Genomic DNA, 13,214 nt, shown 5'->3' on the forward strand with positions numbered 1-13,214 from the left:
CTCAGAGGCCGCAAAGAAAAAGAGAAAGGAGACGCCTGCATTGACCACAACATGACCGCTGAGACATAAACAAGGGTGGGTCAGTTCTCGGTGAAAATACCGGGTCACTTCTCAGCAGAAATCAACATCGTGGCCCCAGTGACGACAACCTTTCTCCATACGTAATGAGTTGATCGCGAAATAGCCGCCATGGCCCAGACCGAACTCTTCGCTCGCATCGGTCAGCACGTCGAATACATGCTGCACGTAGTCGGCACCGACACACACAGCTATTTTGCACCGCCTGCCGATGTAGGTTTTAAATCACTCTGCGCTTTCTGGAGGCTAATGTTATCCTTCATCTTGGCCGAGGAATTAAACTTAAATGTATTTGGATCGAAACCACGGCGCCGAAAGATCAAACCTATATCTTCGGTTGGATCAGCGTCACACATGACAAATGCAGCTAGAGAAAATCCTAAGCTGTGGTGTTCACTGTCATCCAAATACAAATGGGCTATGTCGAGAACGTAGCGGCACTGCTCGGTGACGTGAAGTCGATAGGCACGTGCAGTTTATTCCGCGCCCTTAGGATAGCGATTGGTTTTCGCACCTGAATCGTAGCACCAATGTAGCACCGTGCATTTACGTAGTGCGGGCAACGCCAGAAGTTCGGCGCGTAAATCTTTGTTTTACATTGGATATTTTGGCTACGGGAGCAAAATCTGACCTTTGCCTAACCAGCACACTTCTCGTTCTCAGAACAAAACCCTGAGTTCCAATTCGGTTAGCGCCGGCGCGGTCTTTGTGCGGAATTATCAGTACCTACTCTGCCCTAACTGAGACCGGTTAGAATCTGTCTGACAGCACCAACTGAACCGCTCCGCCGCTCTCGCCGAGTGGTACGGTCTTTGCATGACATAAGGGGCAGCGTCCCTGCCCTAGCTGAGACGGGTTCGAATTCGTCTGACACCGCCAATCGTGTTCTTACGGAGAAACCTCCCGTGTCGCTGAAGCTTGGAACAAGCCATTTCAGCCAGGAACAAAGTTCAGGAAAGTGTTCCCGAATTGCGTCGGGTCAAGGAGCCGAAACTCGCGCCCGTGCCTGGCATATTCCGCCCCGGAGTTTCGCAAACATTTCTCCAGCTTTTCGCCGTTTGAGTAGACAAGATCCAGTACAACTATACAGGAGTCGTCCTCAGCCGAAACGGATGCCGGTATAGGCCCATTGCGTGCTTCGATTGCGGTACGCGTCAGTACCCTCAATTTGCCATTGGCGGTCTCAAAGGCAATGCCATCATCGCATGACTGCGGGGCGCCGTAGAGACGAGAGAACTTGCCGGTCATCGCGCCCATATCCTTGTCCCGCGCCATTATGGATACCCCCGCGTAGCCATGGACAGTATTTGGATGTTCGAGCCAGGCGGGCACGTAGATCAGCTCCGGACGGTGCTGTTGACACAAGAAAAACGACAGCCGCGGAAAAGCCGCATCCGGCAGCAAGGCCAGCGTTGTTTTCGTGCGGGCCTTGTTACCATCTGGCAGGGTTACATCACGCCCGAATTCCAGATGACCGCTGACCCGAAACCCGACCCGTTCCGCGTAGGCCGCATCACGGACGGAATCGGTACTGTGCAGCGCCGTCAGCGCAATACCTTCGCGCTTTTCGAGGTGATCGTGTACGTGCCGACCGAAGTGGAAATCGCCAGCTGGCTTTTCGTCTATCAGGCAATCATCGTAGATACCCATGATTTCCAGCAAACACCCCCGGAACATCGCAAGGCTTGTGCTTGTACCCCATGGATGTTGGCCGACAGGCGTCATCTTGAACCCGATCGAGATCAACCGGTCGCGCAAAGCCGTTATATCGCGCACGGCGATCAATGGATGGTCTATCCCGAAGGCAGCGGTCATCAGATCATTCCCTTGGCTGTCGAAACGATACCTGCGCGGCACCGACGGGCCGGGCTTTTACGCCGACGACCACGGTTCGCGGCGCGACGTCGGTCACCACGATGGCACCTGCCGCCACATTGGCCCCTGCCCCAACGGTGATATTGCCGAGCACGACGGCACCGGCCCCGATCACGGCACCGTCTTGTACCGTCGGATGTCGCTTTGGGCCGCTTTCCGACAGGGTGCTGCCCAAGGTGACATCGTGCCAGATCGAGACATCCTGACCGATAACACAGGTTTCACCGGCGACGAACCCCACGCCGTGATCAAGCCAGAACCCCGGCCCGATTTGGGCAGCCGGGTGAATATCGGTGGAAAACGCGCGGCCAAAGGTCGAACTGACGGCCAGAGCCAGCGTCGGATCGCCATCTTGCCAGAGTTGATGGGCGACACGGTGTGCGATTACGGCATGAACGCCACGCGCGAAAAGAAGCGAGGCCGCAGCGCCACCCGGTTCAAAATTCCGGCGTGCGGTTTCCGCGATATCTTGAAGGCTGAACGCCACAAGATCGGGATTTTCGGTATAGACGCGCCGGACCACATCCGCCCGCACCCCCGCAAAAGCCGCCAGAAGGACCGCCGCGAGATCGGCAAAATCGGTGAACCGACGGACCTCGACCCCCAGCATCGCGGCTGTTTCGGGGTTGTCGTGCAAAAGCGCTTCGGTCTCGGCAACAAGTGTCATCGTTTGGCCTCGCCGCAAGGTGTCAACGGTTTGCCGCTTCGACCAGAGCCGCGAAAAAGCGCGCTCCGATCGGCAAGATCGAATCGTTGAAATCGTAATGCGGCGAATGCAGCGCACCGAAATCAGACACCGCGCCATTGCCAAGCCAAAGGTAAGCACCCGGAACCTGTTCCAGTATGAAGGCGAAATCCTCGGATGCCATCGAGGGGTTATGATCGCCATGCACGGCGCCGCCCCCGGCAATCAGGGTGGCCGCCTTCACGGCCTTTTCCTGACTTGCCGCATGATTAAGGGTTGGCGGATAAACCGCTTTGTAATCGAGGGTGATCTCCATACCGTGCTGGGCTGCGACGCCTGCGCAGATTTCGCCGATGCGGCGTTCCAACGCCTGCTTTACGGCCTTGTCGAAAAACCGTGTGCAGCCCGCCAGACGAACGGTTTCGGGCAGGACATTATAGGCATCGCCTGCGTGAATCTGCGTCACGCTCAACACGGCCGGGGACTGTGGATCGACGGTTCGGGATACGATGGATTGCAGCGCCCCGACCAATTGCCCGGCGGCCAAGATGCTATCGCTGCATTCATGGGGCATCGCGGCATGACCACCCCGGCCAGTGACGACAATGTCGAACGTATCGAAACCCGCCATCTGTGCGCCGGGCCGCACGGAAAATTCGCCCGGTGCCAGCCCGGGCCAGTTGTGCAGCGCATAGACTTCATCGACTGGGTGATCGGCGAATAGCCCGTCTTCGATCATTCGGCGCGCGCCGGCTTCGCATTCCTCGGCAGGTTGGAAGATGAAGGTGACGGTGCCGTAAAACCGTTTGGTCAGGGCCAGGTATTCCGCCGCTGCCAGCAACATGGTCGTGTGTCCATCATGCCCGCAGGCGTGCATGACGCCCTCGGTGGCGGACCTGTAGGGGGCTTGGGTTTCTTCGGTTATGGGCAGGGCATCCATATCGGCCCGCAAGCCGATGTTGGGGCCGTCGCCGTTTTTCAGCACACCGACGACACCGGTGCCTCCATAACCGCGATGCACCGTGACCCCCATCTGCGCCAGCCTTTCGGCGACACGTTCGGATGTCCTGTATTCCTGATAGGCCAGTTCCGGGTGCATGTGCAGATCGCGGCGCCACTCGATCCATTTCGGGTGAGAGTCTGCGAAAAAGCTATCGTCGAGCATCATCCATCTTTCCTTTTCGGTACGGGCCCCGTCAAGACCGACTCAAGAGACATATCCAAAGGCGATTTTCGGGGTTTTGCCACTGTCGAGCCAGACCGATTTCGGGCTGGTGTACTCCATCAGGGCATCACTGCCACTGGACCGGCCAAATCCGGAATTGAGCGAACCGCCAAAGGGCGAGGATACATGGATGGCCTTGTAGCTGTTGATCCAGAATGTGCCCGCCCGGACGGCCGCCGCAACCCGGTGCGCACAGCCAACATCCGAGGTCCAGACCGCCCCGGCCAGCCCGAAAAGAGTATCATTGGCGATGGAAATCGCGTCATCCTCATCCGCAAAGGGAATTGCAGTAACCACTGGGCCGAATATCTCATTCTGCGCGGCAGCTGATCGGTTGCCAAGCCCCGAAAGCACCGTCGGTGGCACGAAGTACCCCGAAGCCGGCGTGGTTTCGCGGCTGCGAACCTTGGCGCCCGCGTCGCGCGCGTCACTGATCATGCCGCTGACATGGGCAAACTGGCGACCATTGCTTATCGGGCCGATCTCGGTGGCCTCGTCCAGCGGATCCCCAAGGTTTATCGCGTTCATCCCGGTCGCGATCATGTCGGTCAGTTTGGCATGGACGGATTGATGCACCAGAAGGCGCGAGCCGGCCACACAGCTTTGCCCGGCGCCCGAAAAGATTGCCGCCTGCGCCCCAAGGGCCGCATGTTTCAAGTTGGCATCGCCGAACACGATATTGGCCGATTTACCGCCAAGCTCAAGCACTGCCGGTTTCAGCGCCTGCGCTGCCGATACGGCGACGCGACGGCCGGTTTCCGGCGAGCCGACAAAGATCACCTTGCGCACCGCGTCATGTTCGATAGCGGCCTGGGCGGTAGTTGGCCCGAGCCCGCAAAGTACATTCACCAAGCCCTTGGGAAGCCCGGCGCTTTCAGCGATCTTAACAAGCGCAACCGTGGTCAGCGGGGTCAACTCGCTAGGCTTGATGACCACGCCGTTGCCGGTTGCGATGGCTGGGGCGATCTGCCAGCCAGCAGTGAAGATCGGTGCGTTCCATGGGGTGATCTGGAACACCACACCCAATGGCTCGCGTAAGGTGTAGTTCAGGTGCCCGCTGGGCACCGGGATCACCTCTCCGTGTAGCTTGTCGGCCCATCCCGCGTAATAGCGGAACATTTCTGCGACCTTGGACACCTCGACCCGGCAATCGCGGATCGGTTTGCCGGCCACCAGCGCCTCAAGCCTGGCCAATGGTTCGTGATGGTCCAGAACCGCGCGTGCGACATCCTGCATGATGTCGCCGCGACGGGCCGCGGAATACTCGGCGGCCCATTCCTTTTGCGCGTCTGCCGCCGCATCGCAGGCCTCGGCGGCCAGAGCTGCGCCACAATCGGCATAGCGGGTCAGTTCGATCAAGGCATAGGGATCTTCAAGCACCACGGCATCGCCGGCACCATCGCGCAATTGGCCGCCAACAAGGCTCTGGACCGTTTGGCCAAGACCGAGGTCTTGCATCAGAGAAAGCAAAAGGGTTTTACGTTCAGACATGTTCGGTGGTTCCAAAGTTGAAAATCTCGTTGAAATCGGCGCTATCGGCCAGCTCATCGCGACTGGCTTCCCAGATTGCGGCAACAGAGCGGGTTACGGGTAGATCAAGCCCGCCTTGCGCGGCCAGTTTGATCGCAAGCCCCACGTCCTTACGCATCAACCCCATTGTGAAGCCGGAATCGAAGGCTCCGTTCAGGATCCATTTCGGGAAGTTCACTTCGCTGACGGCACTGCGGCCCGACCCGGCGTTGACTCCTTGCAGCAGGTTCTCCAGGGGAATGCCATTGCTGTTGGCCAGTCGTGCCATTTCACTGACCAGAACAAGGTTCGCGGCACAGAGCAGATTGTTGGCGATCTTAGCGGCATGGCCCGTCCCTACCGGGCCGACATGCACGGTTTTGGCCGTCAAATCGTCCAGCACCGGGCGCAGCGTCGCGATGGCATCGGCAGGCCCACCCATGACCATCGTCATGGTGCCTGCACGTGCGCCCCCCGGCCCGCCGCTAACCGGCCCGTCAATGAAAGTGTACCCTTGGGCCCCGGCGGCAAGTGTCTTTGTGGTGTCAGGTTCCGATGTGGATGTATCCAAAATGATTGCGCCGTCCTGAACATGCGGCGCGAGATCAGCCATCACATCGGCGACGACCTTGGCTTTTGGCAGCGACAGGATGATCAGGTCACATTTCTGGGCCAGCTCGCTTAAGCTTTCGCAAACCGTGCCGCCATTGGCCGAGGCGCGCGCACGTGCCTCTGGCATTTCATCAAAGCAATGAACTTCGTGGCCTTTTTCGACAAGTCGCGCAATCATTGCCCCGCCCATCGCACCGCATCCTACCACGCCAATCATGTTGCACTCCTCAAATTTATCGCTTCTTTGTGCCCCGATGCGCGCGGCGCTGTGTCCAGCAGCATACGGGTATAGTCGTTCTGGGGCGCGTCGAATAAGGGTTCGGCGTCTTGGCATTCAACGATCTTGCCCTGCTTCATCACCGCCACCCGGTCCGATACCTGTCGCACCACCGCCAGGTCATGGCTGACAAACAGCATGGTTAGACCGAGCGAGCGTCGCAGTTCCATCAACAACGCCAGCATCTCGGCCTGTATGGACACATCGAGCGCCGACGTCGGTTCATCACACAGTAGGAACCGTGGTCGCACCGAGAGCGCACGAGCGATGCAAATGCGCTGGCGTTGCCCGCCCGAAAACTGGTGCGGAAACTTGCGCCCCGCATCCGGGGAAAGGCCGACACGCTCCAGCAAGGCGCCGACCAACCGGGGGATTTCCCCACGGTCGGCAAGGCCGTGGAATCGGATTGGTTCAGCCAAAATATGATCGACGCGCATCCGGCTGTTGAGCGAGGAATACGGATCCTGGAACACCACCTGAACATCGCGCCGCAATGCCTTGCGGGCCGCGCGCGATCGCACCTCGGCAAGAGGGCCATGATCGCTGTAATGGACGTTGCCGGAACTGGGTTGCACCAGCCCGATCATCATCCGGCCCAGTGTGGATTTGCCCGACCCGCTTTCACCGACAAGCCCCAGGACTTCGCCTCGCGCAATGCTGAGGCCGGGAATATCGACGGCCCGAAAGCTACCTGCGCGGCCCAAGAAGGAGGTTTTCCGAGTGGCAAAATTCTTGGTCAAGGCGCTGGCGGTGACGTAGTCATCGGTGCCTTCGTGCTTGTGACCTTCCAACAGCCACTGGTCGATTTCGCCGGTTCGTTTCACCGGATTGCGAAATCTCTCTTCACGGCTTTCGATGCTCGGGATCGAAGCAATCAGATCCCGAGTGTATTGCTGCGAAGGCTTGTGGATGACTTGCTCGGTGGGACCGGTTTCCACCAGTTCGCCGTGTCGCATCACGTATACCCGGTCAGCGGTTTCGGCGATGACGCCCATATCATGTGTAACAAGGATGACCCCAAGCGACCGCTCGACACATATGCTTCGGATCAAGTCGAGAACCTGTTTTTGCACCGAGACATCAAGTGCCGTTGTCGGCTCATCCGCGATCAGGAGATCAGGATCCCCAGCCATCGCGAGGGCGATGACAACCCGCTGCCGCATCCCGCCGGAAAACTCATGCGGGTACTGGCCCATGCGGTTGACCGCGTCGGGAATGCCAACCGCATCCAGCCGGTCGGCAGCCATCTTGCGGGCCTGCGCCATCGGCCGGTCCTGAAGCAACGCAATGGACTCCGCCAGTTGGTCGCCCACGGTCATCAAGGGGTTGAGCGAAGTCATGGGGTCCTGGAAAATCATCCCGATTCGCCGTCCGCGCAGCCGCGCCATGGCCGCGTCGGTCAGGTCGATCAGGTTTTGCCCCTCCAGGTCGATCCGACCGCCGGACACCTTGCCCGGATGTGACAAGAGGCCCATGATAGCGTTGCCGATGGTCGATTTGCCCGCGCCGCTTTCACCGATCAGGCCGACGATCTCGCCCCGCCGAACCTCCATATCAAAGCCATGCACGGCCGTGAAATCGCTCAGCCGGTGCGGGAAGGTGATTTTCAGATCTTTGGTTTTGCACAGGATATCGGTCATCTCAGCCTCGGATTCAGATAGTCGCGCACCCAATCGGCGACGAGATTGAAGGCAACCACCATCACGAGCAGCATCACGCCGGGAAAGATCACGACCCACCAAATGCCAGAAAACAGGTATTGGCTGCCGATCTGTATCAATGCGCCCAGCGATGGCTCGGTCAGGGGCGTGCCGAGACCAAGGAAGGACAGTGTGGCCTCCGTCACGATGGCCACGGCAATTTGCAGCATCGCCAGCACCAGCACCGGCCCAAGGATGTTTGGTGTGATGTGGCGCAGGATGATCGTCGCCGTCGGCAGGCCGATGGCATGGCAGGCAGTGACGTAGTCCTGATTGCGCTGCACCATCGCAGAAGCCCGCACGATGCGGGCGAACTGCACCCAGCCGGCTAGCCCAATAGCCAGGATCATGATCGGAACGGCCGCTTGAGCAAAAACATCGGCAGGCAGCGAAGCCTTCAGGATACCGTTGAACAGGAGCGCGATCAGGATCGGTGGAAAGGCGAACTGGATCTCGGCAACGCGCATCAGCACCGTGTCGGTCATTCCCCCGAAATAGCCCGCCAGAAGGCCGACAGTCATTCCAATGACCACCGACAACGCAACCGCGCCGATGCCGACCAAGAGCGAAATCCGCCCACCATACAGCATCGCCGACAGCACGTCGCGGCCCTGAAGGTCGGTGCCAAACAGGAAGCGGGGATCGCCTCCATCAGCCCAAGCGGGGGGCAAATTGTTGTCCAAGATGGAGATTGTTGCAGGGTCAAACGGGGTATGTGGCGCAAACACAGGGGCAAAGCTACAGCCGATGACCATCAGTGCGATCACAATGGCCGATGCCAGCGTCACCGGAGAGTTCAGCAATTCGTACCAGAAGTCAGAGCGAATTCGTTCCAGCATCTCAATGCGCTCCGTGGCGAATGCGCGGATCGATCAGCACGTAGATTGCGTCGACCACGAGATTGGAGAGGGTGAACACCAACCCGACGAAGATCAGGTAGGCCGCCAGCAGAGGGATATCGCTCTGGCCGATAGCGTGCAGCAAGAGCGAGCCCATGCCCGGCCATTGAAAAACCCGCTCGGTGATAATCGAAAAGGCGAACAGCGAACTGAGTTGCAATCCAATCGCCGTCACCACTGGCACCAGCGTATTTTTAAGAGCGTGGCGGAAATAGACCCGCTGCCCCGGCAGTCCGCGCGCCCAGGCAAAGCGGATGTAATCGGTGCGCAGCACCTCCAGCATCTCGGCGCGGATCAGTCGCAGGATAACGCCCAATTGGAACAGGCACAGCACGGCAGCGGGCATCAGGGCATGGCTCAGCCCGTCCCATGTGAAGAGGCTCGAGCGCAGTCCAAACTCCGTCGCCACATCGCCACGTCCGAACGAGGGCAACCAATTCAGCCAGACCGAGAATACGAGGATCAGCAAGATGCCAAGCAGGAAAGACGGGATCGACACGCCCATGACCGACAATGCCATTATCGTCTGCGCGATGCCGCCTTTCCGCCGGATGCCGGTATAGATGCCCAAAGGAATGGCAAGGATCAGGGACAGCACACCGGAAAACAACACCAGCTCGATTGTTGCCGGAAGCCGGTCCGCAATCATCTCGCTGACGTCGCGGTTGAAGCTGTAGGAAATGCCGAAATCGCCGTGCAAAGCGTTCATCACATAGCGGACGTATTGCAGAAGGATGGGATCATTCAGGCCAAGACTCTCGCGCAGCGCTTCGCGGTCCTCGACCGTTGTCTCCTGTCCGACAAGGGCAAGCACAGGATCGCCCACAAATTGAAATACCAGGAAGCCGACGAGTGCGACGCATAGCATGACAATCGTGGCCTGAAGCACTCGGGCCAGCAGAAAATACATGTCAGGTGTCCGTTTTCAGAAAATTGCGGGTGCGTGGCCCGAGGGAGACCGGGCCACACTTTTGCGGATCAGTTGACGTTGAAGTATTCCAATGGAAACTCGAACGTCGGATGCTGCACCACTTCGATATTCTCGGACGCCCCCCAGACCAGCTGCTGCACATGCAACGGCACGAGGCAGACATCTTCGACCATCAGGGCCATCGCCTCCTGAAGCATCTTTTCGCGTGCGGCGGCGTCCATCGTCACGGCGGCTTCGGCGGCCAGGGCATCGGCCTCGGGCACCGAACAGCCGGAAATGTTCCATGCGCCCCTTCCGTTATCCAAATCACGTGTGCCCAGCACGTTCTGGAAGACGTTCAGGCTGTCCATCGTCGAGGGCGTCCAGCTGAGCAGAAAGAAGGAGGTGCCGAAATCCGGGGCGACGACCTTGGGAAAGAACTGTGCCTTGGGTTGCGCGACCAGGTTCACCTTGATTCCGACGCGGGCCAGAAGGCTGACCGTCGCCTGACAGATTTGACCGTCATTGACATAGCGGTCTGTCGAGCAATCCATCGTCACCTCGAACCCATCGGGATACCCGGCCTCGGCCAGCAGTTCCTTGGCGGTCTCGACGTCATATTCCAGCCGGGTCAGATCGGGATTGAAGCCATTCACCTTGTCCATCACGTATTGCGTGGCCAGCGTTGCCTGGCCCTGCATCACGCGGTCGATGATCGCCTGAGCGTCCACCGCATGGGCAATGGCCTTGCGCACACGCAGATCGAGGAACGGGTTACCCTCGACCGGGCTTTCGATGATCTGATCGCGCCACTGGTCCATGCCGATGTACATGGTGCGCGCTTCGGGACTGGAGACGACCTTGACGCCATCGCCGTTCTCGACCCGCGGAATATCCTGCAACGGCAGCGGCATCACCAGATCAACTTCACCCGACAAAAGCGCCGACACCAGCGTTGAGGCATTGTTGATCGGGGTAAAGACAACCTCGGTCACGTTGCCCATGTCGCCCCAATAGTCATCGAAGGCTGCAAGCGTCGTTTTTTCGCCCTGCGCCCGGGAAACCACGCTGTAGGGGCCGGTGCCATTTGCGTTGGTTGCGCTGTACGCCTTTTCCTCGGCTTGAAGGTTGATCGGCTCTACCGCGCCATTCGCCTCGGCCCATTGCTTGTCAAGGATCATCAGGTCAAGCAGATCGTTTAGAAGGATAGGGTTGGGCGCCTTTGTTACGATCTCGACTGTCATGTCATCGACCGCACTGTAGCTTTCAACCGAGGCCAGCACATGTTTGAAGTTCGATGATTCAGACAAAGCGCGATCCATGCTGAAAATCACGTCATCCGCGGCAAAGGCCGATCCGTCGTGAAAGGTCACACCTTCGCGCAGCTTGAAACGCCATGTCTTCGGGTCGACCTGCTCCCAGCTTTCTGCCAATTGACCGGAGATCACGAAATCCTTGTCGCGGGCCACCAGCCCTTCATAGACGTTAGCCAGGAAGTAGTTGGTGAAGCTTTCATTGTGGCTGTGAGGATCCAGACTGGTGGCATCGCCTTGAGACGCCACTCGAAGCGTTTCCGCTTGAACCGGCGCAATCAAAGCCGTGGAGACAGCCAAGGCCGCCGCCAGAGATACAAAGCGAGTTTTAGACATTTTTTTACCCTGTTGAGTGTTTTAATTCTCTGCAGCGTATGTGCGCAATCGACCTGCGGGAATTGCAGCAAAAGAAGATTATCGTTGCGCCAGCCGCAACGTTATGGGCTGTGCTGAAATGCGACCATTGATCTGGAAACGTGATTGACGAAGCGCATCGCGCCTTCAGGCAAGCGGCGACCCTGCCGCGTGAAAACCGAAGCCTCACCCTTACGAAGTTCGGGGATATCGAGCCGCTTGGTGACAATCGTCCCATCCGCGATTTCGCGGGTCACGACAAAAGAAGGAAGCACCGTAACACCTAATCCTTCGCGTACGAAATTTCGCAGCACGGCAAGAGAGTTGGAGCGCACCAGCGCCCGTAATCTGATCCCATGTGTGCTTTCGGCCACCGTAATCATGTCGCCCACGCCAAAGCCGGTTTTCAAAAGCGCCGCGGGCAGGGTTTCGAGTTGAGCCATCGTGACAGGTTCAGGTAAATCCGCCCACTCGGACGCCGGGCTGACCAACAGATCCAGCGGTTGCTTGACCTGCGCGGCAGTGCGGATTGCTCGTTCAGAACGGGCATTATAGGCCAGCCCCAAATGCGCCCGGTCGGTTCTGACGGCATGTAGTACTTGCTCGGTCGAGCCACTCAGAATATCATAGGTGAACCCGGGAAAAGCCACATTATAGGACTTTATGGCATTACCGACGAAATCACTGATGAAACCATCACCCACGGCAATCACCAGTTCGCCGCGCCGCATACCCTTCAGCGCATCAAATTCCGAAAGCAGTGCTTCCTGATCGCTTTGCTGTTGTTTGAGATAGGTTTGAAGAACCTGTCCTGCCTCGGTAGGTCGCACGCCTTTGCGTCCCCGCTCAATCAAGTCGACACCCAGAGATGTTTCAAGAGCCTTGATCTGGCGGCTTATTGTTGAAGGCTCGATTCCCAACCTTTCTGACGCAGACCGGATCGACCCTTCTTCGCAGGCCACGAGAAAGGAAGCGGATTGGTTTGTATCGATCTTGAACAATGAGCCCCTCCTCGCCGCCGATCGGCAATCTTCAACGCGCCAGCCCTGCGACTATTACCTTGTCTAAATGGTTGAGCCCCCGGTGACGAGGCCCGGCCATAGTTTTGGCTGAAATCGGTGTAGGACGAAGCCAGCGAAACTCACGTTAACAATGCACGATAACACAAGCGTTCGCGACCCCCGTGAAAGTCAATCAAAAGCCTGAGTTGCAGAGCGTACAAGTGCGAAGCTTCGCTGCCGCGGCGAAAGCCGCTGTAGGCAATCTGTGCATTGCTGACCTTGCTGCATACTGCAGCGTCACTATCATGATCGGACAAGCGGTGCATGAACGCCTTAAGAACTGTGACACAAATCTTGCGCACTTGCAGCAAAGGTCAGAACCCTGCCCCTCATTGCCTGAGCAACATCGGCCCCTTGCTGTCCTTGCCGCCCATGGTTTCGATTCGATGTCGCGTCCGCATTATTGGCGTTCGTGCAGTGCGCGGCAAATGGGAGCCATGCTTGACAATAGAGCGTCACTATTTCGAGCCACGGTTAGGTTAGTTCATCGCCTCACAAAGGCTCCTAACTGTCCTCAACCTAGGTTTTCCTGTCAGGACTTATGAATCGGTATAAGGAGCAACTACAATGAGTGCGGAGTAGCTTGGCAGGCAGTGTCAGAGCAACCTGACTTGAGGCCGACCGATCCGACCTCTACCCTGCCCCCATGGAAAAACGCGACCCGTTCAAATACTTCAAAACCAGCCAGGAGATCATCCGACTGGCAGTGATGATGT

Annotated in this window: 11 protein-coding genes; all 11 read right to left on the reverse strand. The window is 58.2% G+C overall.

Features of this window, described 5'->3' with window-relative positions; genetic code table 11:
- Nucleotides 1-111: 111 nt before the first annotated feature.
- Nucleotides 112-267, reverse strand: coding sequence for a hypothetical protein (locus KPG71_RS19200; RefSeq protein ID WP_216340311.1), 156 nt, complete (start codon nucleotides 265-267; stop codon nucleotides 112-114).
- 744 nt (nucleotides 268-1,011) lie between these two features.
- A complete protein-coding gene (locus KPG71_RS19205) occupies nucleotides 1,012-1,893 on the reverse strand; it encodes a VOC family protein (protein WP_216340313.1) in 882 nt (293 codons plus the stop codon).
- A 4-nt stretch (nucleotides 1,894-1,897) separates the two neighbouring features.
- Entirely contained in the window at nucleotides 1,898-2,620 is a 723-nt protein-coding gene (locus KPG71_RS19210) for a serine O-acetyltransferase (RefSeq protein WP_216340316.1), read from the reverse strand.
- Nucleotides 2,621-2,642: 22 nt separating this feature from the next.
- A complete protein-coding gene (locus KPG71_RS19215) occupies nucleotides 2,643-3,806 on the reverse strand; it encodes a M20 aminoacylase family protein (protein WP_367397398.1) in 1,164 nt (387 codons plus the stop codon).
- Between the two features lie 39 nt (nucleotides 3,807-3,845).
- Entirely contained in the window at nucleotides 3,846-5,354 is a 1,509-nt protein-coding gene (locus tag KPG71_RS19220; protein WP_216340318.1) for an aldehyde dehydrogenase family protein, read from the reverse strand.
- Complete coding sequence (locus KPG71_RS19225) at nucleotides 5,347-6,201, reverse strand: NAD(P)-dependent oxidoreductase (protein ID WP_216340319.1); 855 nt, start codon at nucleotides 6,199-6,201, stop codon at nucleotides 5,347-5,349. The genes KPG71_RS19220 and KPG71_RS19225 overlap by 8 nt, the downstream gene beginning before the upstream one ends.
- Nucleotides 6,198-8,000, reverse strand: coding sequence for a dipeptide ABC transporter ATP-binding protein (locus KPG71_RS19230; RefSeq protein WP_367397399.1), 1,803 nt, complete (start codon nucleotides 7,998-8,000; stop codon nucleotides 6,198-6,200). Before KPG71_RS19230 ends, KPG71_RS19225 begins: the two co-directional genes overlap by 4 nt.
- The gene (locus tag KPG71_RS19235) at nucleotides 7,898-8,800 is read right to left on the reverse strand and encodes an ABC transporter permease (RefSeq protein ID WP_216340321.1); all 903 of its coding nucleotides are present in this window, start codon (nucleotides 8,798-8,800) and stop codon (nucleotides 7,898-7,900) included. The genes KPG71_RS19230 and KPG71_RS19235 overlap by 103 nt, the downstream gene beginning before the upstream one ends.
- 1 nt (nucleotide 8,801) lies before the next feature.
- Complete coding sequence (locus KPG71_RS19240; protein ID WP_216340323.1) at nucleotides 8,802-9,770, reverse strand: ABC transporter permease; 969 nt, start codon at nucleotides 9,768-9,770, stop codon at nucleotides 8,802-8,804.
- A gap of 68 nt (nucleotides 9,771-9,838) precedes the next feature.
- Nucleotides 9,839-11,419 carry an ABC transporter substrate-binding protein gene (locus KPG71_RS19245; protein WP_216340325.1) on the reverse strand — a complete coding sequence of 527 codons (1,581 nt, stop codon included), beginning with the start codon at nucleotides 11,417-11,419 and terminating at the stop codon, nucleotides 9,839-9,841.
- Between the two features lie 101 nt (nucleotides 11,420-11,520).
- Nucleotides 11,521-12,438 (reverse strand): LysR family transcriptional regulator, encoded by a 918-nt coding sequence (locus KPG71_RS19250; RefSeq protein ID WP_216340326.1) that lies wholly within the window; start codon nucleotides 12,436-12,438, stop codon nucleotides 11,521-11,523.
- Nucleotides 12,439-13,214 lie beyond the last annotated feature (776 nt).

This window comes from Roseovarius sp. PS-C2, from assembly GCF_018862045.1.
In the GTDB taxonomy this organism is placed as follows: domain Bacteria; phylum Pseudomonadota; class Alphaproteobacteria; order Rhodobacterales; family Rhodobacteraceae; genus Roseovarius.

Bases quoted from the DNA above. Each gene is read 5' to 3' on its own strand.
- KPG71_RS19205 (WP_216340313.1), bottom strand. From the start codon at position 1,893: ATGACCGCTGCCTTCGGGATAGACCATCCATTGATCGCCGTGCGCGAT.
- KPG71_RS19210 (WP_216340316.1), bottom strand. From the start codon at position 2,620: ATGACACTTGTTGCCGAGACCGAAGCGCTTTTGCACGACAACCCCGAA.
- KPG71_RS19215 (WP_367397398.1), bottom strand. From the start codon at position 3,806: ATGATGCTCGACGATAGCTTTTTCGCAGACTCTCACCCGAAATGGATC.
- KPG71_RS19220 (WP_216340318.1), bottom strand. From the start codon at position 5,354: ATGTCTGAACGTAAAACCCTTTTGCTTTCTCTGATGCAAGACCTCGGT.
- KPG71_RS19225 (WP_216340319.1), bottom strand. From the start codon at position 6,201: ATGATTGGCGTGGTAGGATGCGGTGCGATGGGCGGGGCAATGATTGCG.
- KPG71_RS19235 (WP_216340321.1), bottom strand. From the start codon at position 8,800: ATGCTGGAACGAATTCGCTCTGACTTCTGGTACGAATTGCTGAACTCT.
- KPG71_RS19240 (WP_216340323.1), bottom strand. From the start codon at position 9,770: ATGTATTTTCTGCTGGCCCGAGTGCTTCAGGCCACGATTGTCATGCTA.
- KPG71_RS19245 (WP_216340325.1), bottom strand. From the start codon at position 11,419: ATGTCTAAAACTCGCTTTGTATCTCTGGCGGCGGCCTTGGCTGTCTCC.